Origin of the sequence: Longimycelium tulufanense, from assembly GCF_014645795.1 — a bacterium.
Taxonomy (GTDB): Bacteria; Actinomycetota; Actinomycetes; order Mycobacteriales; family Pseudonocardiaceae; genus Longimycelium; species Longimycelium tulufanense.
This window is the reverse complement of sequence record NZ_BMMK01000005.1, coordinates 149783-175614: the sequence shown is the minus strand read 5'-3', so window position 1 is coordinate 175614 and position 25832 is coordinate 149783. Positions and strand designations below refer to the sequence as shown.

Annotated in this window: 22 protein-coding genes; 16 read left to right on the top strand and 6 right to left on the bottom strand. The window is 69.0% G+C overall.

Annotated elements, in window-relative coordinates:
* The first annotated feature begins 20 nt into the window (after positions 1–20).
* Positions 21–1232 carry an alpha-hydroxy acid oxidase gene (locus tag IEY55_RS08150; RefSeq protein WP_189055601.1) on the top strand — a complete coding sequence of 404 codons (1212 nt, stop codon included), beginning with the start codon at positions 21–23 and terminating at the stop codon, positions 1230–1232.
* A gap of 247 nt (positions 1233–1479) precedes the next feature.
* On the opposite strand, the gene IEY55_RS08145 is transcribed toward IEY55_RS08150, so the two are convergent.
* The 3 genes from IEY55_RS08145 to IEY55_RS08135 all read right to left on the bottom strand — a co-directional run bounded on the left by IEY55_RS08145 (position 1480) and on the right by IEY55_RS08135 (position 3970).
* Complete coding sequence (locus IEY55_RS08145) at positions 1480–2121, bottom strand: IclR family transcriptional regulator (RefSeq protein ID WP_189055599.1); 642 nt, start codon at positions 2119–2121, stop codon at positions 1480–1482.
* Between the two features lie 185 nt (positions 2122–2306).
* Entirely contained in the window at positions 2307–3350 is a 1044-nt protein-coding gene (locus IEY55_RS08140; protein ID WP_189055597.1) for an alpha/beta hydrolase, read from the bottom strand.
* Positions 3351–3646: 296 nt separating this feature from the next.
* Positions 3647–3970 (bottom strand): acyl-CoA thioesterase family protein, encoded by a 324-nt coding sequence (locus IEY55_RS08135; RefSeq protein ID WP_189055595.1) that lies wholly within the window; start codon positions 3968–3970, stop codon positions 3647–3649.
* Positions 3971–4422: 452 nt separating this feature from the next.
* Here IEY55_RS08135 and IEY55_RS08130 point away from each other — a divergent pair, with 452 nt between their 5' ends.
* The 10 genes from IEY55_RS08130 (at position 4423) to IEY55_RS08090 (ending at position 14602) form a co-directional block, all read left to right on the top strand.
* A complete protein-coding gene (locus tag IEY55_RS08130) occupies positions 4423–4644 on the top strand; it encodes a hypothetical protein (protein ID WP_189055593.1) in 222 nt (73 codons plus the stop codon).
* Entirely contained in the window at positions 4644–5645 is a 1002-nt protein-coding gene (locus IEY55_RS08125; protein ID WP_189055591.1) for an ACP S-malonyltransferase, read from the top strand. The genes IEY55_RS08130 and IEY55_RS08125 overlap by 1 nt, the downstream gene beginning before the upstream one ends.
* A 139-nt stretch (positions 5646–5784) precedes the next feature.
* Positions 5785–6534, top strand: a complete 750-nt coding sequence (locus IEY55_RS08120; protein ID WP_189055589.1) for an SDR family NAD(P)-dependent oxidoreductase — start codon at positions 5785–5787, stop codon at positions 6532–6534.
* A 44-nt stretch (positions 6535–6578) separates the two neighbouring features.
* Entirely contained in the window at positions 6579–6905 is a 327-nt protein-coding gene (locus IEY55_RS08115) for an acyl carrier protein (RefSeq protein ID WP_229686169.1), read from the top strand.
* A 134-nt stretch (positions 6906–7039) separates the two neighbouring features.
* Positions 7040–8050 carry a glycine cleavage T C-terminal barrel domain-containing protein gene (locus tag IEY55_RS08110; protein ID WP_189055587.1) on the top strand — a complete coding sequence of 337 codons (1011 nt, stop codon included), beginning with the start codon at positions 7040–7042 and terminating at the stop codon, positions 8048–8050.
* A gap of 211 nt (positions 8051–8261) precedes the next feature.
* Complete coding sequence (locus tag IEY55_RS32755) at positions 8262–8828, top strand: asparagine synthetase B family protein (RefSeq protein WP_308424735.1); 567 nt, start codon at positions 8262–8264, stop codon at positions 8826–8828.
* A complete protein-coding gene (locus IEY55_RS32750; RefSeq protein WP_308424734.1) occupies positions 8804–10306 on the top strand; it encodes an asparagine synthetase B family protein in 1503 nt (500 codons plus the stop codon). The genes IEY55_RS32755 and IEY55_RS32750 overlap by 25 nt, the downstream gene beginning before the upstream one ends.
* A gap of 392 nt (positions 10307–10698) precedes the next feature.
* On the top strand, positions 10699–13572 hold the full coding sequence (locus IEY55_RS08100) for a helix-turn-helix transcriptional regulator (RefSeq protein WP_189055585.1): 2874 nt from the start codon (positions 10699–10701) through the stop codon (positions 13570–13572).
* Positions 13573–13922: 350 nt separating this feature from the next.
* Positions 13923–14081, top strand: a complete 159-nt coding sequence (locus tag IEY55_RS08095) for a hypothetical protein (protein ID WP_189055583.1) — start codon at positions 13923–13925, stop codon at positions 14079–14081.
* Positions 14078–14602 (top strand): helix-turn-helix domain-containing protein, encoded by a 525-nt coding sequence (locus tag IEY55_RS08090; protein ID WP_189055581.1) that lies wholly within the window; start codon positions 14078–14080, stop codon positions 14600–14602. The genes IEY55_RS08095 and IEY55_RS08090 overlap by 4 nt, the downstream gene beginning before the upstream one ends.
* Before the next feature lie 144 nt (positions 14603–14746).
* On the opposite strand, the gene IEY55_RS08085 is transcribed toward IEY55_RS08090, so the two are convergent.
* On the bottom strand, positions 14747–15466 hold the full coding sequence (locus IEY55_RS08085; RefSeq protein ID WP_189055579.1) for a TetR/AcrR family transcriptional regulator: 720 nt from the start codon (positions 15464–15466) through the stop codon (positions 14747–14749).
* 764 nt (positions 15467–16230) lie between these two features.
* Here IEY55_RS08085 and IEY55_RS08080 point away from each other — a divergent pair.
* From IEY55_RS08080 to IEY55_RS08060, 5 genes are all read left to right on the top strand, one after another.
* A complete protein-coding gene (locus IEY55_RS08080) occupies positions 16231–17439 on the top strand; it encodes an SfnB family sulfur acquisition oxidoreductase (RefSeq protein ID WP_229686168.1) in 1209 nt (402 codons plus the stop codon).
* Between the two features lie 92 nt (positions 17440–17531).
* A complete protein-coding gene (gene ssuE / locus IEY55_RS08075; protein ID WP_189055577.1) occupies positions 17532–18083 on the top strand; it encodes an NADPH-dependent FMN reductase in 552 nt (183 codons plus the stop codon).
* A gap of 19 nt (positions 18084–18102) precedes the next feature.
* Positions 18103–19251 carry an LLM class flavin-dependent oxidoreductase gene (locus tag IEY55_RS08070; RefSeq protein ID WP_189055575.1) on the top strand — a complete coding sequence of 383 codons (1149 nt, stop codon included), beginning with the start codon at positions 18103–18105 and terminating at the stop codon, positions 19249–19251.
* A 53-nt stretch (positions 19252–19304) separates the two neighbouring features.
* A complete protein-coding gene (locus IEY55_RS08065) occupies positions 19305–20129 on the top strand; it encodes an alpha/beta hydrolase (RefSeq protein ID WP_189055573.1) in 825 nt (274 codons plus the stop codon).
* A gap of 307 nt (positions 20130–20436) precedes the next feature.
* Entirely contained in the window at positions 20437–21129 is a 693-nt protein-coding gene (locus IEY55_RS08060) for a hypothetical protein (protein WP_189055571.1), read from the top strand.
* 36 nt (positions 21130–21165) lie between these two features.
* Here IEY55_RS08060 and IEY55_RS08055 read toward each other — a convergent pair whose 3' ends face one another.
* Both IEY55_RS08055 and IEY55_RS08050 read right to left on the bottom strand, forming a co-directional pair.
* Complete coding sequence (locus IEY55_RS08055; protein WP_189055569.1) at positions 21166–24261, bottom strand: LamG-like jellyroll fold domain-containing protein; 3096 nt, start codon at positions 24259–24261, stop codon at positions 21166–21168.
* Between the two features lie 28 nt (positions 24262–24289).
* Positions 24290–25687 carry a sugar porter family MFS transporter gene (locus tag IEY55_RS08050; protein ID WP_189055568.1) on the bottom strand — a complete coding sequence of 466 codons (1398 nt, stop codon included), beginning with the start codon at positions 25685–25687 and terminating at the stop codon, positions 24290–24292.
* Positions 25688–25832: the final 145 nt, after the last annotated feature.

The window sequence follows — 25832 nt, the reverse complement described above, 5'->3', positions numbered from 1 at the left end:
CACGACGAGAGAGGAGCTCCGTGACCAAGCGCCGTCTGCCTCGTCCCCGGGAGCTTGCCGAGATCCTGCGGCCGAAGCCGATCAAGCTCAACCCGACCGAGCGCAGGCTCGCCAATGCGCACACGATCGCGGACCTGCGCCTGATCGCTCGCCGCCGCTGCCCGCGGGCGGTGTTCGACTACACCGACGGTGCGGCCGAGCAGGAGGAGAGCCTGCGCCGCGCCCGGCAGACCTTCCGCCGGGTCGAGTTCCACCCGAACGTGCTGCGCGGTGTGTCCGATGTGGACCTTGGGATCGAGATCCTCGGCAAGCGTTCCTCGCTGCCGTTTGCCTTCGCGCCGACGGGTTTCACGCGCATGATGCATCACGAGGGTGAGGTTGCGGTGGCCCGGGTGGCCCAGCGTGCGGGAATTCCCTATGCGCTGTCCACCATGGGAACCACCTCGATCGAGGGTGTCGCCGCGGCCGCTCCGCGGGCGCGGCGGTGGTTCCAGCTCTACGTGTGGCGGGACCGCGGGGCGGGGCGCGAGCTGATGGACCGCGCACACAGCGCCGGTTACGACACCCTCATGTTGACGGTGGACACCCCGGTGGCAGGGGCGAGGATGCGTGACGTGCGTAACGGCCTGACCATCCCGCCGACGCTCACGCTGCGTACGTTCCTCGACGGCGCGATGCATCCGTCCTGGTGGTTCAACCTGCTCACCACGGAACCACTGACCTTCGCGTCACTGCGGTCCTGGGGTGGCACGATCGCGGACCTGATCAACTCGCTGTTCGACCCCACGCTGAACCTCGAGACCCTGGACTGGGTGCGGGAGTCGTGGCCGGGCAAGCTCGTGGTGAAGGGGATCCAGAACCCCGAGGACGCCCGTGCGGTCGTGGCGCGTGGTGCGGACGCGGTCATCCTGTCCAACCACGGTGGGCGGCAGCTCGACCGCGCTCCGGTCCCGCTCGAACTGCTGCCCGCGACGTTGGAATCGGTGGACGACAAGGCCGAGGTCTGGCTGGACACCGGCATCCTGTCCGGCGCCGACATCGTGGCCGCGCTCGCCATGGGCGCGCGGACCTGCCTCATCGGCCGGGCCTACCTGTACGGCCTGATGGCCGGTGGGGAGCGGGGTGTCCAGCGGGCCCTCGACATCCTCCGGACGGAGATCGTCCGGACCATGCAGCTGCTCGGCGTCCGCACGGTCGACGAGCTACGTCCGAGCCACGCGACCCTGCGCTAGCCGCGCAAGCGGCCGAACCACGGTCTGGCTTTGTCCGGCACCGACGTTGCCGCATGCGAACAATGGCCGAGGCGGTGCGGGCGCGCGGTGTGTGGCGGCCGGCAATCCCGAGCCTGGACGCACTGCTGGTGCGCGGTCGGCCGACGGATGGCGCACGCCGCCGGAGGCACCACCGACGTTGCGGTACTTCCGCGACCGGACATCGACAAACGTCACGGTCGCGGAGATCCGTCGAAGTCCGCCCCGGTCAGTTCGCCTCGCTCAGCAGGACAAGCCGCCGGGCGGCTGCTGCCGCGGCGCCCCGCACCTCCGGAACCACCCGGCGCAGATCCAGACGCCTGGCCGGACCCACCACCGAGATCGCTGATTCCGGTGCTCCGGCGTGGGCCGCGACGGCTGCCGCGACACAGACCAGGCCACGGCTGTCGTGGTGCACGGCGTATCCGTGCGCATGGAACGGTGCCAACGGTTCGGCCCGCGCGGAACGCCGGGCGAGCAGAAGTCGTCCGGCAGCCGACGACAGCGCCGGGACCGTGCGCCCGGCGTGCCGGGTGACCCTGCCGGCCGCTTCGACGTCGACGAGGCAGGACCCGTCCAGGATCGACAGATAGGACGGCTCGTTGGTGAGCTCCGACAACCGCAGCAGTACCGGGAGGACGGTGGTGCGCAGCGCCCGCAGCCGGGGAACCCGCATGCCGAGGGAGAACAACTGGGTGCCCAGCCGGAACCCGCGCCGGCCGCGTTCCAGCAGCCCCCAGCCAACCAGCTCGTGGAGCAGCCGGTACACCGTCGGTTTGGGGATACTGCACCGGTCAGCCAGCTCGGCGACCGTCAGTTCCCCGTCGGTCGGACCAAATTCAGCCAGTATCGCCAGGCCGCGGGACAGCATCGACTGCCTCCTGCTGTCGCCGGCCCCTGCTGACGGTGCGTGGTTCGGGTCGAGATCCCTCAGTGACGTCGCAATACCCATGGTGACACTCCCATCGGTGATTGGCGGCCGGATTCGTGATCGTGCGGGCAATGCGGCTTGTCGTGGTCCGGACGTAGGTCGAACGCCAGCCGCGGTTTCCCTCGTCAGCAGGGAAACCGCGTACGTAACTCAACGCCGATCTCCTCGATCGCGGGGTTGACCGCCTCGGGAATCCCCGACAGCAGGAAGAACCCGTGAATCATGCCTTCGTGCCGGTGCACCCTCGCCTCCACGCCCACCGTGCGAAGCCGGTTCCCGTATTCCTCGCCCTCATCGCGTACCGGGTCGAACTCGGCAGTCAGGATGAGGGCCGGCGGAAGCTTCGAAAGGTTGGGAGCTAGCAAGGGTGCCGCGTAGGGGTGATCGGATTCCTCCGTTGCGGACATGTAGAGCTCCCAGCAGGTCAACAAGGTGTCTCGGGTGATGAAGTAGCCCTGCCCGTAGTCGTGGTAGGACGCGAAACGCGATCCTTTGGCCGGAGCGAGGATCGGGCACATGAGGATCTGGAGGTGGAGCCGGGGGCCCCGGCGGTCCCTGGCCATCAGTGCGACCGCCGCCGCCAGGTTGGCGCCGGCGCTCTCACCGGCAACGACAACGGCGTGCGGGTCCGCGCTGAGGGCGCCCGCCTGTGCGGCGAGCGCGGTCACCGCGGCGTAGGCATCCTCGACCGGTCCGGGGAAGCAGGTCTCCGGGGCGAGCCGGTACTCGACGCTGGCGATCACCGCGCCGGTGGCGTTGGCGAGCCGACGCAACGGGCGGTCCACCAGCTCCAGCGAGCCGTAGGACCATCCACCCCCGTGGAAGAACACGACGAGGGGCCGGCCGCCGTCCCCGCCTCCCGGCTGGTAGATCCGCACCGGAAGGCGCCCGGCCGGGCCGCGGACCAGCAGGTCGACCACGCCGGCGACCGGCTCCGGGTCACCCTGCGCCGCGCGCAGGCCGGGCATGAGGTCACGGGCGGTGGGGACGCCGACCCGGTGTAACGGGGGAGTGCCCTGTTCCCGCAGCCAGGTCAGGAACTGCTCGATCCTGGGATGGAGAGGCATGTCGGTCTCCGGGGTGGAAGGTGTCTCGGCAAGGTCGACTTCGGCGGTGGGGTCGAAAGACTCGCGCGTCTGGTACTGCGAGCCGGCAGGTGCTCGTGTCATGGGAGACGTGTGTGCTTCCCCGTGGTGACGAGCGGCGAGGGAGTATCGGCAATCGTTCGGCAGCCAGGCTGGGTTGGTCGCAATCCAGACGCCGGTGGTGCGGTGCCGGAATCGGTGCAACACGTGCACAGGCAGGTCCCACCACGCGCCCGATGTCCGGCCGGTCGTGCCGATGTGCGGCTGGCGATGTCCATTCCCGCGACAGCGCGTGTTCAGCACACAGCCGCTTTCCATGAGACGGTGGCGTCGGTGAAGCCGACAGCTCGGTGCCGGGGTCGTGGTGCCGTTGAAGCCGCTCACGGCGTACTCGTCGTCTCCCCTCGACGCCGGTTCTCCATGAACGTCTCGAACTTGTCGCGGAAGTCCTGCGGGGTGCGTATACGCGGGCGACGCCACGGATCCACGAGCGCACGGCTGGAGCGGGCCTCGGCGATCAGCTGCGCGCCGTTCCCGCGGTAGATCTCGTGGTAGCACTCGAGCCGGACAGTGGATGTGCCGGCCCAGGTGCGGATGACGAAGCTGGCAGGACAGGCATACCCCTGGCTGTCGCATTCCCCCCACCGCACGCGGGCCGAGGTCGCGACATGGTCCCGGCACATGATTCGTGGTGCGGTTTCCACCCAACGTGGCATAGCTTTCCGGGCCCCCAAGGCGGCTGCTGCGGCAACGTGAACTGCGAGAGACCAGCGGGTTGAAAACGGCTCGAAGAACTGGTTCATTAGTCGACTCCGGCGTGGAGGCTAAGCAGGTGCCGGGATGCCCGTCAAGGTTCGTTCGGGTCAACTATCGAGTCCTTTGCGGAGAGTGTTCACGCTGGCCACGTGAAGTGGCAGAACATTTCAGACCCTTTCGTGTCCTTCATTTCAAGCCTGGTCGCTGTCTTCGCTCGGCATCCCGTAATAGCTCTGGACTGGTGACTCGTTGACACCCGTTGGCGCGTTCGCTTAGCTTTGCCGCGCAAATCCGGATCCGGCTGGAGCGGATCCGGATCACGCGACGGAATTCGTTCACCGCAGGTGGTTGACGTGGAACGTCGTCGAACCCCGCTGATTCGGACGGCAGGTGTTGCTTCGTGGTGGGATTTTCCGTTGCCCTGCCGCCAGGCGTCGGCGACGCGGACATCGATCCGCTGCGGGGGGACGAGCCGGTCGCACTGAGGCGGCTCCGTGGCGCTGCACGCGCACGGAAGCGGGGTGCGCGGATCGTCACCGATGACGGGGCAGCCGGACCGGGCCGCGGGCTGGCGCGGGCCGAGCTGGCGCGGGCAACGACGGTACCGGACGGGGATGCGTGATGAGCGAGCCATCGTCAGGTGGCCCGGCGTGGGTCTTCCCCGATCAGGGCAGCCAGTTCCCCGGCATGGGGCGCGAGCTCGACCGGAGCGAACCCACCCTGGGGCTGCTCGCCCGCGCCGGGGAGGTCACCGGGCTACCGGTGGCGGAGCTGATGCGTTCGGCCGACGCAGCAACGCCGACCGACCCGGAGGTCGGCCAGGTCCTGGTGTTCGTCTGGTCCTGCGCGATGGCGGCGCGGCTCGGGGTCCGCGGCTGCCGGCCGGCCCTCGTGGCCGGCCACAGCCTCGGTGAGTACAGCGCGCTGGTCGCGTGTGGCAGCCTCGACATCGACACCGCGCTCCGGCTGGTGTCCTCCCGGGGAAAGGCCATGGCCCGGGCGACCCGGCGCCACCCCGGCGCGATGGCGGCCGTCGTCGGCCTGCCACCCGACGTTGTCCTGAAGCTCTGCGGTGAGCAAGACGGCGAGACCGTCGTCGTCGCGCACTTCAACTCTCCCCGGCACATCGTGGTTTCCGGTGAAGCCTCCGCTGTCCGGGCCGTGGCCACCGCCGCCCGCGACAGCGGTGCGTTGTGGGTCCGGCTGTTCTCGGGGGGAAGTGCTCACCACTCGCCCTTGATGGCCGAGGCCGAAGCGGAACTGGCGCGGGAGCTTGCCACGGTGCGGCTCCGGCCGCCCGGCGTGCCACTGGTGTCCAGCGTGACCGGGCAGGTCGTGTCGGACGTGACGCGGTACCGCGAGCTGCTCCTGCGGCAGGTGACCTCGCCCGTGCGGTGGGACGCGACCGTCCGCACGCTGATCGCTCTCGGTGCCGGGACGTTCGTCGAGATCGGCCCAGGCCGGATGCTGGCAAGCCTCGGCCGGGAGATAGCGCGGACGGCACGACACCTGGGAACGCACGAGGCGCTACGCCTGGCCGAGCCGTCGGTGGCGGTGGGTGAGATGTCCGAGGCGGCCCTGGGCTACTTGGTGTTCCGCGCATTCGGTAGGGAGTTGACGTGACTTCTCCCCGTTCTACAGCACCGGGGTTCTTTCCCCCGCGGGCAAGGGTCTCCCTTCACCGCCAGCCGGCGCTCGAGTGGCGTCGGACGGTTCGGGTACCGCCCGGGCCTGGGGCCCGGAACATCCCAGGAGGTTCACGGTGGCGGACGTGGAGGGAAACGTTGTCCTGGTCACGGATGCCACCAGGGGCATCGGCCTCGCGGTGGCCAAGGAACTGGCGGGCGCGGGCGCAATCGTCCTCCTCAACGACCCCGAGCCCGAGGAACAGGCCGAACGGGCGTTGGCGGAGGTACGGAAGCTGCAGCCGGAAGCACGGCTCGTCCGGGGTGACGTGGCAGATCCCGCGGACATCGACCGGATGTTCGCCGAGATCCGGACCAACTATGGCGGACTCGACGGCCTGGTCAGCAACGCCGGTATCACCGCCGACGGGTACGCCGTGACGATGGGCGAGGCCAAGTGGCGTCGCGTGCTCGACACGAACCTCACCGGAGCGTTCCTGTGCTGCCGCGCGGCCGCCCGCCTGATGGCCGGCCAACGGGCCGGCGCCATCGTCGTGGTCAGCTCGACCAGCGCCACCAACTCCCTGCCGGGGCGGGCGAACTACGCGGCGTCCGAGGCCGGACTGCTGGCGGTGGTGCGGGTGCTGGCCAAGGAACTCGGTGGGTACGGGGTGCGGGTGAACGCGGTGCTCCCCGGGCTCGTCGAGACCACGATGACCGACACGGCGCCCGATGACCGGCTCGCCGACCACCTGCGGCAGGTTCCGCTCGCCCGCAGCGGCCGGCCGGCCGAGGTGGCCTCGGTCGTGCGGTTCCTGTTGAGCGAGCGGACCGCGTCCTATGTCACCGGAACCTCGGTGGTGGTGGACGGCGGCCTCACCTGTTGAACCCAACCCGTTGGCACCGCCGACCGGCCACGCCGGTTGGGCGGTTGTGCAGCGAATCCCACCGGAGCCACAAGGAGCGGAGAACATGTCCCCGAGCCTGGCCGAGACGAGGCGCCTGGCCGCCGAGCGCAGCGCGCTGTTCCCGGGTCAAGCACCTTCTGGCGGAACGCCTGTCGCTGGACGTCGAGCCGGAACTGATCGGCGACGACCAGCCGCTGTTCGGCCGTGGCCTCGAGCTCGACTCGATCGACATGCTGGAGCTGGCGATGGCGGTCGAGGAGGAGTTCGGGGTGACCATCACCGACGACGACGCCGAGAGTTTGCTCTCGCTGAACCGACTCGTCGACCACATCCAGGCGAAGCAGTCCTGAACGCAGCCACCGTGCCGGGAACAGGTGGACGGCGTGGCGGCCGCCGCCGACCTCCCGCGGCTGCCGTCGCACCCCTACCCCGTTCCACCACCGGGCCGTGTCACTGCACCGAGACGAACAGAATGAGGTGGAAGATGAACCGCGTCGAAACCAACCCCACCGACCAGTATCGCGCGTTGCGCCGAGGCTGTGGCCTGGTCGACTACTCGGCAGTCGGGTTCGTGCGGGTGTCCGGTGCCGTGGCGACGGACTTCCTGGGTGAGATCTGTACCCGCAGCACCGACTTCCTTCTGGAAGGGCAGATCTCCGCCGCGCTGATGCTGCGCGAGAACGGCTTGATCGTCTCGGAGGTGCTGATCTACCGCAGCGCCACCGACTATCTGGTGGAGATATGGCCGGACCAGGCCCGCGTGGCGGTCGACCACCTGCTTACCGCTGCCGAGGGCGTCACGGACCTTGACGTCACCGATGCCAGTGACCAATACGCCGCGTACGGTGTGGAGGGGCCCGCTGCTGGCCGGATCGCGGCGAAGTTTCTCCCGTTCCCGGTGGCGTCCATGGCCTACGGCAGCTTCGTCGTTACCGAGGACGGTTTGGCCGCCCGCATCGGGGTCACCGGTGAGTACGGCTACAAGTTCGTGGTCCCGGCAGCGAAAGCCGCGGACATGCACGACCAGCTCGTCGTGCTCGGCGCCCCGGACTGCGGGCGAGCCGTGTTGGACGTGTGCCGGATGGAGGCCCGCTACGTCAACCTGGAACGCGAGAGCGGCGGCGCCGAGGTCACCCCGTTCGAGGTCGGCCTGCAGTGGCTGATCGACTTCGAGCACGACTTCGTCGGTAGGGAGGCGCTTCTTGTCCGCTGGAACAATGGTCTCGAGCGCGAGCCCGTGTGTTGGGTAGCGGACGAGGGGCTGGTTGCACCACCTGCGCGGGGGAGCGGCGTGGTCGTGGACGACACCGAGGTTGGCATGGTGACTCACGCCGTGCACTCCCCGTCGCTGGCGCGGGTCATCGGCACGGCACTGGTCGACAGTTCGGTCGCTGCGTCTGGGCTGGACCTCGGCTTGGCCGCGCCGAAGTTGGCTATCCGTACCATCTCGGCCCCGTTCCTGGTGCCGAGGAGCTTCCGCATGCCGCTTGCGTGAACCACCCAGTTGGGACGCGACCACGTCGCCAGCAAGGACGAGAGACGTTCCCTGGTGCGAGAACCGATGTTGACGTTCGCACGAGCGCGAAGGTTACGATTGATCTCGGTAGTTATCGCTTGTAACCTGCCGGGCTATCCCCCGGGGCAGCCAGTGGTGTCGCCGCGTTCCATTCTCCATTCTCCGTTGTCCGGTGCGCAGGAGGAACGGTATGTGTGGAATCACTGGCTGGGTGTCGTTCGAACGGGATCTCGGTGCGCACCGGGACACCCTCGATGCGATGGTCGCGACGATGGCGCGTCGCGGGCCGGACGCCACGGGCGGGTGGACCGGCCGCCACGCCGCTGTCGGGCACCGCCGCCTGTTGACCATCGATCCTCGGGGCGGTGCGCAGCCCATGGTCGAGAACACACCCACCGGGTCGGTGGCCCTGACCTACAGCGGCGAAACCTACAACTTCGCCGAGCTTCGCGCCGAGCTTCGCCGGCGCGGCCATCGATTCCGCACCCGCAGCGACACCGAGGTCGTGCTGCGCGGATATCTCGAGTGGCATGAGGACGTCGTGCACCGCCTGAACGGGATGTACGCCTTCGCGGTGTGGGACGATCGGCGCAGTCGGCTGTTGATGGTGCGTGACCGGCTCGGTATCAAGCCGCTCCACTACTACCCGACCTCGGACGGGGTGCTCTTCGGCTCCGAGCCGAAGGCGATCCTGGCCAACCCCTTGGTGGCGCCACCGTTGACCTGGACGGAATGCGGGAGATCGTCGCCGGGGTGAAGACACCGGGAGTCGCGGTCTGGCGGGGCATGCGGGAGGTGCTTCCCGGGGCGCTGGTCACGGTGGGCCGGGATGGCCTCCGGGAACATGTGTACTGGCGGCTCACCCCGCGGCACCACCGAGACGATCGACAGACCACCATCGTTCGGCTCCGGGAACTGTTGCGGGACACGGTTCGTCGTCAACTGGTCTCGGACGTGCCCGCGTCCGTGCTGCTGTCCGGTGACCTGGAATCCAGCGCCGTTGCCGGGTTCGCGGCTGGTGAGTTGGCGGAGCGGGGGAAGCGGGTCCGCTCCCTCTCCGTCGGATTCGCCGAAGGCGCCGACAACATCGGCCCAGACGGTGTCTACGTCAACCCGGACGCTCCCTACGTGCGGGCGGTCGTCGACCATCTCGGCACCGACCACACCGACCTCCTGCTGGACCATGCTTCGCTGGCCGATCCCGCAGTTCGCGAAGCGGCTGTTGTCGCACGCGACATGCCCGTCGGGCGTGGGGACATGGACCACGCCTTTCTCCTGCAGTGCCAGGCGATCCGGGAATCGTCAACCGTCGTGTTGTCCGACGAGGGCGTGAACGAGACGTTCGGCGACTACCGGTGGTTCCACGACCCGATGGTCGGTGCGGCGGAGGGCTTTCCGTGGCTCAGCGCGGTGACCGGTCGGGTGCGGCAGGAACGGCCGTACCTCCGCTCCGAGCTGGCCCAGGCATTGGACATCCCGGGGTTCACCACCCAGCACTATCGGGACGCGGTCGCCGAGACACCCGTGCTCGATGATGAGGACGCGGACACCAGGAGGCGGCGGGAACTGCTCTACCTGCACCTCACCCGAAGCCTGCCGGGAACACTCGACCGCAAGGACAGGATGAGCATGGCCGTGGGCCTCCAGGTCCGGGTTCCCTTCTGCGACCACCGCATCACGGAGTACGCCTTCAACATCCCGTGGTCGTTACACGTCTTCGGCGGGCGGGAGAAGAGCGTGTTGCGCGCCGCGTCGTGTGCGGTGGTACCCCCGGTGGTGCTGAGGCGCGTCAGGAACCCATACCCGGCCATCCGGGGCCGTCGCTATCTCGAGTCGTTGCGGCGGCAGGCACTCGAGGTGGCGGCCGAGCCGGGACACGACGTGTTCACCCTGGTGGACCGGTGCTTCGTACGGCGGGCGGCGGAGGTGGAGCCGGGACAGCCGCCCCGGCAACGATGGTTGGCCCTGGAAAAGTTGCTCGATCTCCGGGTGTGGCTGGATCACTACCGTCCCCGGCTCGTCCTGGCCCGAGCCCTTCGGTATGGGGCATCGGTCCCACACTGTCGCACCCCCTGGTCGAGCCCAGCCGCCGGTGGACGGCCCACCGAACCCCAGGCGGTCGAGCTGGACGTGCGTTCGGTACATGGGTTGAGACCGACGGTGACCGCAGCGGCACGGTCAACATCTCCACGGGGGCGACAAGCGCCACCGCCGGGTTCGGCGTGCCAACGGTAGTCCTGACCAGGAGGACGGCCCCATTCCGGACCCTGCCCGCCCTGTGTGGTGAACCACCTGGCACGCAAGGTCGAGCGTCACCGGTCCCCCGGACGATCTCCTCGCGCACCGTGCTGACGTTGGTGTGAGGTTTCCCAGGTCTCTTATGCTTGTCGGAAACTCGTCGCCGCTTCCCTTGCGAATCGTTCGGTGCCCGATCCCGGCGAGGTATGCCAGGGTGTGTGCTGACTATCTCACCTGACCACCGCGGTCCTTGACCGCGGCAACAGTTGTCGTGAAAGGCGATCACGGCGGTGATCGGGAGACGAAACAGTTATACTGTGTAACAGTCGTCTCTGGTAGCTTTCCCCCGTGCCGTGGATCGGGACCACTCGTGCCGTGGGGAGTTTCTGGTGAGGGGTCGGGGCAGTGAGGTCAGTCCGGCCGCCGGCCCAGGTTCGGCTCCCGCTCGCCCCGGCCGGGCACCAAGCCTGCCGGGCCGCGAGTCGAACCTCCGTGACCTGGGTAGACGGCTCCGCGCGGTGGCCCGCGGCGCCCCTTCGGTGGTGCAGGTGCACGGGGAGCCCGGGATCGGGAAAAGCGCGCTGCTCACCGCGGTCGGCCAGCTCGCGGCCGAGCTCGGTTTCGATGTCGGCACGGCCAGCGGACTTCCCCTGGAGGGCGAATTCGCCTTCGGCGTGATCCGGCAGTTGCTCAATGACCTGCTACCGGCGCGTGGTGACGAGTACTCCGGTTTGTTCGACCAGGTGGGGCAGCGGCGAGAAGCGCACTACGACAACGATGTCGCCCAGGTTGATACCGAGCTGATCCAGGCGACACTGCACTCGATCCACCTGATTACCACGTCGCTTGCCGAGCGAAAACCACTACTTCTGGTTGTCGATGATGCCCATCTGGCCGATGCGCCGTCATTGCGTTACCTGGGATACGCGGCACGGCGGCTCAGCGGCATGCCCGTCATGATCGCCCTGGGTGTCACCGACGGTGAGCTGGTGCGGGACGAGGCGTCCCTGACCGAGCTCACCCTGGCCGCCCACCGGGTCCGGCTCGACGGGCTGTCCCCGGCCGACGTGGCGCAGGTGCTGCGGGACGTCGGCGGACACCGCCCGCGTACCGGCCTGGTCGAGGCGTGCCACGAGGTGACCGGGGGAAACCCCTTCCTGGTGCACGAGCTGTGGGCCACCCTGCGCCGCAGGGTCGCGCGGCGGTCCACGCCACCGTCGGTCCACGACGTGATGACCCTGGGGGCGCCCACCGTCGCCGAGCGGCTGCGCTCCCGGCTCCGTAACTTTCCCTACGCCGTGGAGTTGGCCCGCGCCGTGGCGATCCTCGACGACAACGTCCAGCTCCGGCAGGCGGCATCGCTGGCGCGGCTGGACGTGGACGCCGCGCGAGCCGCCCTGGACGTTTTGGTCAGGATGCGTGTCCTGCAGGACAGGCACCCCCTGCGGTTCACCCATTCCCTCGTCCGCCGTGCGGTCCTCGAGGAGCTCCCCCTGGGCACGCGTATGTTCGGCCACAGCAGGGCCGCGGAGCTGCTGCACACCGAAGGGGCCGCGGACGACGTGGTCGCGGCGCATCTCCTGCAGGCAGGAGCCCCGACCGAACGGTGGCAGGTCGACGTTCTGCACCACACGGCCCGGCGGGCGTTGCGGCAGGGTGCCCCGGATGTGGCCGCGACCCATCTGCGGCACGTAGTGGATGCGCCGCTGTCCCGGGCACGGCGCGCCGAGGTCCTCGGGATGCTGGGCAACGCGGAGCTGATCTTCGACCACGCGGCGGGGATGGCCACCCTGCGGGAGGCGATGGCGCACGCCACCGAACCCACCCTGCGCGCGGGCGTCGCGCTGAGCCTGATCCAGGCGCTGCAGGCGGTGGACGCCTATGAGGAGGCCGGCACGGTCGCGGAGGAGGCACTGGCCTGCCTGGGTTCCGATCACCCCGATCTTGCCTGGCAGCTGCGCAGGATGGTGTTCACCGCGGCGTTGATGCGGCGGCACACCGTTTCCGCGGCCCACGCGCAACGGGAGCGCCTGTTCGCGGAGGTTCCCGACGAACCCCGGCTGCGCCGGGAGTGGCTGGGCTTCTTCGCCGTGCAGTACGCCCGGCGTGGCCGGCACCGGGAACTCGTCGTGCGGTACGCCAAGGAGGCGCTCTCCCCGTTCGAGCTGGCGATCCTCAGCCCGCCAGGGTACTTCCCCCTGTGGTCGTTGCTGGAGGCCGACGAGCTGGACTTCGTGACGGAGTTCTGCCGGGACGTGGGGCAGCGGGCGCTGGACCACGGGCTGCTGCGGCCGGCGGCGTTGGTCCATCTGCTCCGCGGGTCGGTGTACCGCCTGCACGGTGATCTCCCGGCGGCGGCCGCGGAGCTGACCCAGGCGATGGAGCTGTTCGAGGAATGGGGCGTGCCGCCCGGTGACCATGACCGCAGCCTGTGTGGGATGGAGCTGCTGCTGACCACCGTGGACCAGGGCGAGTACGAGACCGCCGAGCGCTGGGTGCGGCGCATGGGGATCTCCGGTGCGCTCCCGGAGCTGTTCCGGAACAACTTTCTGCTACTGGCGCGGGGAAGGCTGCGGGTGGCCACCGGGGACGTCGACGGTGGACTAGCCGACCTGCTCGAGTGCGGCTCGCGGGCCCGCAGCTGGCAGATCGAGAACCCGATGACGCTGCCGTGGCGGGCCGAGGCGGCGCTGGCGCACCTCGCCAGGGGGGAGCAGGAGCAGGCGCGGGAGCTGGCCGCCCGGGACCTGGTGGCGGCGCGTGCCTGGGGCACCGCCCGCCCGGTGGGGGTGGCCCTGCGGGTGCTGGGTGCCGCGAGCGAGCCCGCGGCGGCGGTCCCCGTGTTGACCGAGGCGGTGGAGGTGTTGCGGCGGTCGCCGGCCCGGCTCCCGCTTGCACACGCACTGTTCGATCTCGGCGTGGCGCAGCAGGGCCTGCACCGGCCGGCCGAGGCACGCAACCACCTGCTCGCCGCGGCCGAGCTCGCCCGGGACTGCGGGGCGAACCCGTTGGTACAGCGGGCAGAGGCACAACTGATGTCCGTCGAGCCAGCGACCAGCGCGGCCGACCGGTTCGCCCGGGCCGGGTTGACCGGGCAGGAGGGTCGAGCCGCGGAGCTGGCGGTGGAGGGGCTGACCAACCGGGAGATCGCCGCCCGGATGTATGTCACCGTGCGCTGCGTGGAGTTTCACCTGTCGAACGTGTACCGCAAGCTGGGGATCGACGGGCGTCCGCAACTTCGTACGACACTGGAGTCCCTGTAGGAAGTACTGTGGCGGAAACCCTTGCGAAACAGCAGGTTTCCCGTAACAGCGCCCGCTCGGACAGAGTCGGGAACGTTCGGGACAAGTATGCGGTAGGCAGCACCGCGAGTCTCTACGGCGGGCACCGTAGGAAACCGACGAAGGCACCGCAGCGGACGCGAGAGAATTCTTCGGTGGCGACCGTAAGGACATTTCCGGCCGGAACCGGGAGACTTTCCGTGACCGTGGGTCGGTGGCACCGCGGGGGCGCGGTGAGTGAACGGCGCCCCCGCGCCACGCCGAACGCCTTCGGTCGACGAACGTAGGCGAGGGACTACGCGCGACAACGCACCGGACCGAGGTGCGGTGTCGTGGCGTACGAGGTCGTGACCGGGGCGCGGACGGGGCAACAAATGGTCGTGGGCCAGGGCAGCAGTGCGGGTGTCCCGGCCCAGCCGCCGGGTCGCCGGCGCCGAATGGTGCCGGACCCGCTGCTGGCGGGAGCGGCCGGTGAGGGGAGGCTTCGGTGAAGGTTCCGGTACTCCGCTGGCCGGAGGATGCCGAGGAAGTGGCGCGGTGCCGGGCGCTGGGGCTGCCCCGGCTGCTGTTGTTGGAGCGGTCCGCGTGCCCGCCGGTATGCGCCGATCCGCTCGAGGACTGGGCGCGGACCCCGGTTCCCGAGGACGACCTGCGGGCCAGGACCGCGGCGCTGTTGGCCCGTGCGGCCGGACACCTGCCGGTGGTCGACACCGCGAACGTCCTGCACTTCTGCGGTTCCGCCCTCTTGCTGGGCCCCGGCGAGGCCCCACTGGTCCGGCTTCTGGTGCACGGCTACCGGTCGCTGGTGACCCGTGCCGAGTTGGCCATGCAGATCTGGCCGGACGCGGCGCCACACCGGCGCAACGCACTGGACCTGCGGGTGCTCCGGATTCGCCGCCGCATCGCCCCGCTCGGGCTGGAGATCCGCACGGTCTGGGGCCGCGGTTACGTGCTGACCAGCCGTTGCGTTGACCCAGTGACGCCGGGGGACCCCGATCACGTTGGCGCTTAAGAAAAAGTGGTGCTCAACGCCATTGTTCACCAAGACCGGAGGTGTTGTGCACTGGTCGGGATCGGCCGGGGCGTCGTTGTTCCAGTTGTTCCCACCAGCGGGAGCACCGGGCGTGATGGCTCGGGTGGCTGAAATCCTGCGACATCAACAACGGAGTTCGTGGAGGACGTCGCTCATCGTCTGCTCGAACAGTGCGGTGCGGGCACGCCGGCCGATCGCGGAGAGGTGGCCGGCGGCCTCCATGCACACGATTCCCCACAGCCGGACCCAACACCGGATCGCGACCACGGCCGCTTCCCTGCACAGTGGTACCCCGCACCGGTCGCAGAACTGTTCGATCTTCGCGATCACGTCCGGTGGACAGTCTCCGCGCGGGGCTGCCGCGTCCTCACGACCGTTCCACACCTGTCCGAACAGTGCGAGGAACACGCTGCCGAACTCGGTCCGGGCCTGCCGCTGGTTCTCGCCGACCTCCTCCCACAGGATCGGCGACACCAGCATGAACTGGAACTCACGGGGATGCCGCAACGCCCAGGTGCGGAAGGCACGGCTGGCACCGAGAAGCTGCTCGGTCCCATCCTGGTTCCGTCGGCGCTGGGTGGCCGCCCGCACGTGTTGGGTGAGCTCGGCGAACAGGTCCACCGTCAACGCCTCGACCAGCTCGTCGTAACTGGCGAAGTACCGGTAGATGGCCGGGGAGGTCAGCCCCATCTCCCGTGCCACGGCGCGGATGGTCAGCTGGCCGGGGCCCTGCTCGACGAGGATCCGGCGCGCCACGGTCTTGATCTCCTCCGCGGCGGCGGCTCGCATCCGCGCACGCCAGCTCTGCCCGGGCCGCGCGGTTCCCTTGTCGTCCGACGCCATCGTCCTCGCCCTCGGCCCTTGACCGGCCCGGTGTCGTTTGAGTGGCGGAGAGACGCTCGACCGGCCGGTTACTGCTGGTAACCGACGCTATCGTAGGTAGCGGCCACAGGGGTGCCAAGGGCGGGATCACATGGCCCGATGCCCAACGGGACATCCCTGCACTCGTTCCGCTCGGTAATCGAACGGATGGCGGTACGCCTGCCCCCGTCCGGCCGGTCCGGCAACAGATCGCGCCGGACCTGTTCCACCATGCATCTCGATCCGCACCCGCTCGGCGCCCGGCACCCGGCACCCGCTTCGTTCGCGACGGAGACGTGTCCTGCCGTTTTTCCGTCTGCCGGAAGGAAGTCTGGCCAGGACAGGCCAGACTGCCGCAGGTCTCACAGCGTGGGAGGATGGCCCCGGTACGTGTTGCTGGCGGTTGACGCTGTGCCGCTGCCTTTGGTCAGATGGCGGCGTGACCGGCTCGACCCCGTTGACCAGGCGGCGGCACGTGGACTACGTCCGTGTCGTCGCACAGGGCTGTCAGCGGTAAATCACTCCTCGTTCCCCGTTTCCGCGTGCCATCGAGACATTGCGCGGCGCATGGACAATCACGCCTGTTCGTCGTGGACGTCCGATTTCCGGCTCGGAAGGGCGTTGCGAGACAGCATCCGCGGCTCGCTCACACCTGGTTCCTATGCGAGGAGCGTTGCTGTGTCCGGGCTGTGTCCGGCACCGGTCCAAATGCCGGCCGGTCCCACCATTTTCTCTTGGAGGCTCCTGTGACCGGATTGGTGAGCACCCCGCGCACGGCCCACGTGATCTCCAACGACGACGAGGCCCTGGCCATCGTCGACGAGCTCGCGGCCCGGTTCACCGAAGGAGCGGTCGAGCGGGACGCTCGGCGCCGACTGCCCAGTGCGGAGCTGGACGAGCTCTCCGCCAGCGGCCTGCTCGGCATCACGGTGCCGCGCGAGTACGGTGGAGCCGATGTCGCGGCTGTGACGCTTGTGGAGGTGTACCGCCGTCTCGCGGTCGCCGACCCGAACATCGCGCAGATCCCGCAAAGCCACGTGGTGTACATCAACGTGCTGCGCGAGCAGGGGACCCCCGAGCAACAGCGGTTCCTCTTCGCCGAGGTGCTCGCCGGCCGCCGGCTGGGCAACGCACAGTCCGAGGCCGGAACCCGCCACGTGCAGGACTACCGGACGAGGCTCGTACCGCACCCCGACGGTGGGTTCGTGCTCAACGGCACGAAGCACTACTCCACGGGAGCCTTGTTCGCGGACTGGATTCCCGTTCTCGCCAAGGATGCCGACGACCACATCGTGGTGGCCTACGTACCGGCCGACGACCCGGGCGTCGAGGTCATCGATGACTGGGACGGCATGGGACAACGGACCACCGCGAGTGGCACCGTGCACCTGCGTGACGTCCGTGTGCCGGCCGAACGAGTCGTTCCGCACCACTTGACGTTCACCCGCCCACAGCTCTACGGCGCGCAGGCCCAGGTGCTGCATGCCGCGATCGACGTGGGTATCGCGCGGGCGGCGCTGTCCGATGCCGTCACCTTCGTGCGCACCCGCAGTCGGCCCTGGTTCGAAAGCGGTGTCGAGCAGGCCAGCGCGGATCCGCTGACGATCCAACGCTTCGGCGAGCTGGAGATTCGGGTACGGGCAGCCGAGTCGCTGCTCACCACTGCCGCGCAGGCGATCGACGATGCGCGGGAACACCTCGACGACGAGAGCGCGGCAGCCACCTCCATCGCGGTGGCCAGCGCAAAAGCGTTCTCCGACCCAGTGGCCGTCGAGACCGCGAGTGCCCTGTTCGAGGTGTCCGGGACCCGCTCGAGCCTCGACGCGTTGAACCTCCACCGGCACTGGCGTAACGCCCGCATCCACACCCTGCACGACCCGGTGCGCTGGAAGATCCAGCACATCGGAGGGTACGTGCTCAACGGGACACCGCCCCCGCGGCACGGCCTGATCTGACACGCGAGGTGACGGGCGAAGCGAGCATCACGACGAGGTGACAAGGTGCGCAGCGAAGCCCGGAGCCGAGCAGTCCAATACGGAGAACACGAATGGCCTCGATTCTCGTCCTGTCCGGAAGTCCCTCCACGGCCTCCCGTACCGCCGCCCTTGCCGACCACCTGGCTGTGCGGCTACGCGGGCAGGGTCACCAGGTGCGCACCGTGCGTGTCCGTGAGCTACCCGCCGATGCGCTGCTGTCGGCCGACACCACCCATCCGAAAGTTGCCGAAGTCGTTGCGGCCGTGGGCGACGCCGACGGAATCGTGGTGGCTTCGCCGGTGTACAAGGCCGCCTACAGCGGCCTGCTGAAGGCGTTGCTCGACCTGTTGCCCCAGTTCGCATTGACCGGCAAGGTCGTGCTGCCCCTGGTCACCGGGGGAAGCCCCGCGCACGTGCTGGCCGTCGACTACGCGCTGCGTCCCGTCCTGTCGTCACTGGGCGCCCACCACGTCGTCCAGGGTTGGTTCGTCCTGGACAAGCACATCACCTCGGCCAACGACGGGGTGACGCTCGAGCCGGACGCCGAGCGCCCCCTCTACGAGGTGGTCGACGGGTTCTCCACCGTGCTGCACGACCGTCGCCCGCTGGTCACCACGCCGTGAACCGCGACCGAGGACCGCGATGACACTGACCTTCCACTGGTTCCTGCCCACCTACGGCGACAGCCGTTACCTGGTGGGCGGTGGGCACGGCACCGCCCCGGCCGGTGCGGTTGGCGACCGACCCGCATCGCTGGCCTACCTGGGCCAGATCGCGCGCAGCGCCGAGCAACTCGGGTTCGTCGGCGCGCTGACCCCCACGGGCGCCTGGTGCGAGGACGCCTGGCTCACCACGGCCATGCTCGCCAGCAACACCGAACGGCTCAAGTTCCTTGTGGCATTCCGCCCCGGGCTCGTGTCCCCCGCGCTGGCCGCGCAGATGGCCGCCACTTTCCAACGACACTCCGGGCAGCGGCTGCTGCTCAACGTGGTGACCGGCGGGGAGGACCACGAACAGCGCGCCTATGGTGACTTTCTCGACAAGAACGAGCGGTACGAGCGCACGGCCGAGTTCCTGACCGTCGTGCAACGGTTGTGGCGCGGCGAGCGGTTGGACTTCACCGGCCGGCACGTCCGGGTGGCCGGAGCGGAACTGGCCCGGCTGCCCGATCCCGTGCCCGACGTGTACTTCGGCGGATCGTCCGCGGCCGGGATCGACGTCGCGGCCCGGCACGCGGACGTCTACCTGACGTGGGGAGAGCCGCCGGCACTGGTGGCGGAGAAGGTGGACAGGGTGCGCCGGGCCGCCGCCGCGATGGGTCGCGCGCCCCGCTTCGGGATCCGGCTCCACGTCATCAGCCGGGACCGCGCGGATCAGGCGTGGGCGGAGGCCCAACGGCTGCTCGACGCGCTCGATACCGCCACGATCGAACGTGTCCAACAGGGACTGTCCCGCAGCGGGTCCGAGGGGCAGCGGCGGATGTTGGCGTTGCACGGCGGGCGCACCGAGAACCTTCACATCGCCCCGAACCTGTGGGCTGGTGTGGGCCTGGTCCGTGGCGGAGCGGGGACGGCCCTGGTTGGCAGTCACGCCGAACTGGCCGAACGGATCGAGGAGTACCACGCGGCCGGCGTGACCGAGTTCGTCCTGTCCGGACACCCCCATCTCGAGGAGGCGTACTGGTTCGCCGAGGGGGTGCTGCCCCTTCTCGAGCGCAGGGGGCTCTGGCGGCACCCGGGCGCGCCCCGTCCCGAACCCACCAACTCGGTCCCGTTCGCCAGCGCCCGCTGAGTTTCCTCTTTCCACGCCCCACCGCACAGTCGATCCCGAGGAGCCCTCGCCCGATGCCCACGACGACAGCGCCGGTCAAGGTCGCGAGCTGGAACGAGCCCGCCGGAACGGCCACGCGGGGGACGTTGGTCCTGCTACCCGGCCGCGGTGAGCAACCCAGCCTGTACGAGCGCTTCGGACAACGGCTCGCGTCCGACGGCTACCGCGTCCGGGCGCTCGGGGACGCGACCGCGGACCTCGACGCCACACTCGCCGGGGTCCAGCAGCTGTTCTCGGCGGATGCCGAGCCCTCGCCCAGGATCCTGGTCGGCTCCGACACCGGTGCGCTGCTGGCCCTCCGCCTGCAGGCCCACGGCATCGTGCGGGCCGATGCCGTGGTCGTGGCCGGGCTCCCGAACGTCCGGCGGGCGGCCCTCACCCCGCTGGGCTGGGAGGAGGAGCTGCGGGCACGGACGTCCTGCCCGGTATACCGGACATGGCTGACCGACACGGGACAGCTCCGGCGCGGCGTTCTGACCGCGGACCGTATCCCGGTGTCGTTGCGCGAGCCCGTGGACCTGTCGGCGGTGACGGCTCCGGTGTTGGGCCTCCATGGCAGCGCGGACGCCGTCAGCCCCTTGGCCGCGGTCCGTAGCGAGTTCGCCCGGCTCGACACGGTACAGCTCGTCGCCGTGACCGAAGGGAAGCACGACATTCTCAACGATGTGGCGCATCGCAGTGTCGCCGCCACGATTGTGCTGTTCCTCGAAACGCTGCGGAACGGCCCGGACGCACCCAAAATCACCCGGCCGGTGGATCTCGGCATTGAACGCGGACTCCTGCGGAACCATTCGGGCACGGAGTCAGTCATCGGAAACGGCCACATAGCGATGGGCTAACGAATTGATCGAGCTCCGGGAGTTGGCTGGCGCCACTCGTCCGAAGTCGTCACCAGCGCTGCTGGTGCGCATGTCCGGCCCAGGTGACCGTTGCCGCCGACCCGTTCCCGCATACCTGACGGGAGGGGCGTCTCGGTGATTCGGCGGGGTGCTCGGCGCCATTGCCGTGATCGAATCTCCAAAGAATGATCTTCATCGCTCGTTCGAAGTACAACAGGCGTCAAGCCGTAACGCCGAGGGCCCTGGAAGGGACACGGTGAGAGCAGACAACTGCTCCAAAGAGGTTCCGCTGCGACGGAGGTGCCCCGTGCGACTCGCCGCCTTTCCCGCGCTTCCCGCGCTTGCCCTGTTTCTGGTGGCATGCGGGAACGACAGCTCGCCAGGGAACCGCACGGTCCCGGCGACTGCCACCGACGCCGCGACCGTGATCGCCTCCGGTGACTCGCCTTGGGGGCCGGGCGGTTCGGCGTCCAAGCCGGACCGTCGGGACGCGATGTCCCGGTCGATGTCCCCGGCCGGTCCCTCGGCGCTCTGGGCCGACTCGCCGGGCCCTGCGGACCACGCGGGGCAGGACGCACCCGGCAGCCGGTCGAACCGGCCGCGACCGACGGGAGCCGCCGCGCCACCGCTGCTGTCCCGGCCGTGGGCATCGGGAAGTGTCGACCCGGCGCACCCGGTGCCCTCCGTCCGGCCGACCCCCGCACGGCTCACCGGGTCGGCTCCCAGCGTGACGTCGAATCCCAAGCCCACCACCCAGCCCCGGCCCCCGGCGAAGCCGACGCCGACCGGCACCCTGGCGCAGAACGTGCACACCCGGGTACACAAGCAGGTGAGCTCGATCCCGTTGGTGTCACAGGCCCAGGCCGTGTGCCAGCAGCGCCCGGAGTGCGTTCGCAAGAACACCAAGTCCAGGTCCGCCCAGCCGCAGCCGGCACCTGCCGGTGCGGTGCGGCCCGCACCACAGGCGAACGGGTATCCGGCGGCCGGCCGGGGCCGGTAAGCCCGGTCGCGGCAAAACGGGCCGGGCCGCTGCGTCTCAACGGGCTCCGAACCGGGAGAACCGCCCGGACGGCTCGAGGGGGTCGAGTTCGAGCTGCCGTTCGGGCACCTCGCGGTGCGAGACCAGGGACAGGCTTCCGTTGAACAGGCCCGTGGCGGTCCAGCCCGGGCTGCCGATGGCCCGTCCCTGCAGCCGGTGCCCGCTCTCGTCCGCGGCGAGGTCGTCCGCATCGTTGAAGTGGAACAACCCGATCGTCGCCGCGTCCCGCTCATAGGGCTCGGTTGGCTGCCCGTCGCGTACGTTGAACTCCTCCGCCTCCCGGGCGATGTCGGACACGCGCACCTCGTCGACCAGACCCGTGAAGAAGTAGCCCTGGTACAGGTCGTGCGGGTTGTGTGCCCCGATCGTCAGCGGGCGGTCGTTGATGTGCAGCCGCAGGCCCGCGACGCGTCGTTCCGCCACCGGATGGCCGTTGAACCACAAGGTCAGCCGCGTCCCGTCGTACGTCATGGCCACGTGGCTCCAGGTGTCCACGGGGAGGGCCGCGCTGGACTGCACCGTGATCCACCCCGCCCCGGTGGAGAGGAACTCACCGTAAAGGTTGCCCGAACGAAGCCACAGGCTCATGGTGCTCTTGGAGACCACACCGACGTGGTTGACGTTGATGGCTGTCTGGTCGGGTCGGATCCACGCCTCGAGCGTCAGCGACGACTCCGGCCGCTGTAGGGCGGAAGCATGGTCGACCCGCAGGTACTGCGTCGCCGGCAGCGTCGGTGCGATCCCGTCGAACTCCCCGCCGACCATCGCCGCCGTTTCCGGCCGGTTGGTGACCTCCTCCGGGTAGAAGGCATCGTCGTGCAGGTAGAGCAGGGTCCCGATCATGATGGGAGCGTGGGCCCAGCCGGTCTCGATCGCGTAGGGACCCCAGCCGATGTCGGCGCCGCTACCGTAGTACTCCCAGTTGTCGAAGTCGAAGGCCCGCATCCAGGTGCCGTCGAGCGTGGGGTCGGCGCTGCGGAGCTGGATCCGGCTGAGGTAGTCGAGCAAATTCAGCTCCAGCTCGCGGAACCGCTCGTCGCCGGTCGCCTTGTACGCGATCCACAGGTTCATCGCCAGGAAGCCGGTCGTGTAGAGCTGGTCGGTGATCGGGTCCCCGTTCTCCTGGATCACCGTGCTCTCGTAGGTTCCGTACTCCTCGTTGCTCTTGGGGTTCACCCCGTCCCACTCCGGGATCGCACCGGTCAGCGAGTCCTGGCGCTCGACAAAGAAATCCGCGATCTTCGACATCTGATGCGCGTACTTCTCGTCGCCCGAGTACCGGTAGGCCGCCGCGAGCGGCAGTAACGCGCGCCCGTACTCCTCGCTACGGCTCTTCTCCATGCCGATGTCCGGGAACTGCGACATGAAGAAGTCGACGCTCTGCAATGCCCTCGTCAGGTACTTCTGCTCTCCCGTGGTCGCGTAGGCGTGGAACAGGGCGGCCTGCGGCATGCTCTGGTAGTGCGGAATGGATCCGAACCGCTCGTCCACGTCCACCATGGACACGTGTTCCCAGTTCGTCCGGAGCAACGTGGACGCGTGCCCGATGTAGGTCTGTACGCCGGTGTCCACGTTTGCCGTGCGGTACAGGTTCTCCGCCGAACGGAGTCCCTGCACGAATCGTGGCTCGTTGCGGTGACGATGTCCCCATGCCTGCGTGAGCAGGCTGATCCAGCCTTCGTCGTCACGGTAAACGAACTCGTGCGGGCCGTGCTCCCCGGTCCAGTAGCCCCGCGTCTCCCAGAGTCCGTACAGCGAGTTCCGGCTGGGGATCTGCATCCGTTCGAAGACCTGGTCGTTGATGTTCCTGGCGATCTGCCTCCAGGTGTCGTCCCCGGTCAGTTGGCCGTACAGCTCCAGAGCGTGGGCGCTCTGGGTGATTCCGTCGCCGCGAATCTGGTCTTTGAAGGGATTCTTGCCGTCTGGACCGATTTCGGAGCCAAACCCCTCCGCCACCGCCGCGGAGCCGTCCTGCTTGTCGAAGAGTACGCCGGATTGCTGGTACCACTTGGCGGCACGCTCGAGCATGGACCGGTAAGCGTCATGGCGTGACTGGACCGTCAGCTCCACCGTCACGGGCTCGACGGAGTGGGTGTCGCGAACCGTGAAGGTGTGGTGCCCCTTCGGAAGTTGTATCGTCTCGGAGACATACACACCCGGCGAATGCTCGCGTAGCGTGATGTTCTTCCCGCGCTGGTCGGACGCTGTTATCGTCCGGTTCGGCTTGGCTTCGACCGTCAGCGTGACCGGTGTGTCCGGTTCGGCCCATACTCGGGGCTGGGTGTAGGCGTTGAGCGGCGTATAGAGATCGTGTGCCTGCTGTCGTACGTGCTCCGGCAGCAACTCGATGGCCAGGTTGGTCATCACCTGCTTCCAGGCGCCGACGGGTGCATGCCGACCCTGCACGAAGTTGGACAGTGCCGTGCTCGCGTACGCCAGCGTCCCGGGCCCGCGTGGTATCAGCACCAGCGCAGGGTGGGTTTCCCCTGGCAGCCCGAACACCGCGGTGTGGACGCCGGCAACCTTCGCGTAGGTCAGCGCGATCTCGGAACCGGATTCCGTGGTGATGGGAAGGTACGACGAATGGTGCTCGTCGAGGATGGTGTGCTCGTCCAGGCCCGAACCAACGCGGGTGGTCTCGTTGACAACGATCCGTTCGTAGGGCGCCACGACCGGTGCGCCGGCCGCGGGCAGCAGGCCACGTTGGTTGCTCACCGCGAACTCGACGTAGGCGCGCTTGCCGTTGCCGAGGAACCGCTGGAGGTTGGTCACCGCGTCCGAGGAGAGGATGGTGGGCCGGCTCGGATAGCCCGCGGCGGTCACGAACACGGCGTCGTACGGGTCGAGGGAGTCGGTGGCCAAGGCGTCCAGCGGCCGGACCGTGACCGGGACATGGAGCTCGCGGAAGAGCTTGGTCATGTCGTCCACGTGCGCCCCACCGAAGATGCCGACGTGAACCGGAAGCATCGGTTCGCCCGCGTCCTTGCCGGGGGTGGCCTCCGCCATGCGCGTGGCCAGCGTCGCCGTGAGCGCGAGCAGGACGGCCGTGGTGGCGGCCTGCCGCCTTCGGTTGCGGGCAGGTGTCGCTGCCATGGACGCTCCCTTCGCTTCGGATGGCGCCTCACTCGCGCCGCGCGCTGGCTCGGCGGCGGAAGTCGGTCTCGATCTCCTCCAGGCTGCGCCCCTTGGTCTCGGGGATGCGCAGCGCGGCGAAGAGCACCAGCAGCAGGCACAGCCCGCCGTAGAGCCAGAAGGTGCCCGCCGTACCCAGCGCGGCCAGCAGCGGCAGGAAGGTCAACGAGACCGCGAAGTTCATGCCCCAGTTGGCGAACAGCGTGGCGCTCATGGCGGTGCCGCGAACCCGCAACGGGTAGATCTCCGAGGGGATGATGAACACGACGACGTTCAGGCTGGCGGCGACCGCCGCGATGTACACCACCACGCAGGCGAAGGAGATCGTCGCCGCGAGGTCGGAGGCGCCGAGCACGGCGATGGTCGTTGCCAGCACGAGCAATGCGACGCTCATGATGCTGACACCGGTGATGAGCAGCCGTCGCCGGCCGATCCGATCGACCAATGCCATGCCCACGAGGGTCATGGCCACGTTGACCACGCCGATCCCGACGGTGGCCAGGATGGCCGCGGAGATGCCCAGCCCGGTCCGGCCGAAGATCGTGGGGGAGTAGTAGATAACCGTGTTCACCCCGGTTGCCTGGCCGAGGATCTGCAGCCCGACGCCGGCGACGACGGCCGGGCGGATCCAGCCGGCCGACAGCTCCCGCAGCCGCACCCGACCCTCCGGGCGGACCGCCATGATCTGCTCCAGCTCGGCGGTGGGGTCGGTGCCCGGGCGGATCCGCGCGAGCACGGCCCGCGCCTGGTCGATCCGGCCCGCCCGCACCAGCCAGCGCGGCGTCTCCGGCAGGAACAGCATGCCCACCCCGAGTGCGACCGACGGCACGATCGCGACCCCGAACATCGCCCGCCAGTCGCCACCCGCGGCGAACACGTAGTTGAAGGCGTAGGCGAACATGATCCCGATGGTGATCATCAGCTGGTTGACCGCGACGAGCCGGCCACGCAGCCTCGGCGGCGACACCTCGGAGATGAACATCGGCACCAGGACGGACGCCGAGCCCACGGCGAGGCCGAGCACGGCCCGCGCGAGGATCAACATGGCGGCGGAGGTGGCGAACGCCGCCAGCAACGCGCCCCCACCGAACACGACCGCCGCGGCCATGATGGCCCGCCGGCGCCCGTACCGGTCGGCGAGCGGGCCGACGCCGAACGCGCCGATCATCGCGCCGACCAGGATGACGGCGACGACCAGCCCGGAGGTGAACGGGGACAGGCCGAACTCGTCGGTGATGAACAGCAACGCACCGGAGATGACCCCGGTGTCGTATCCGAACAGCAGGCCACCCAGCGCGGCGATTCCGGTGATGCGGTAGACGAGGGCCCGAGTGCCCACCCCGTCGTGGGGGTCGGCGGTGGCCAACTCCTGCTGGTTGCCGTTCATCGCCCGCCTCCCTTCATCATGGCGGCGGCGGGGCAGGGTTGGTTGTCCGTTGGTCTACCGATCAGCGGTATTGGTACGTAACACTATCTACCCTGTAGCAGGTTCGCGCGCGATACTGCATTCAGTCTGAATATTGGTACGGACC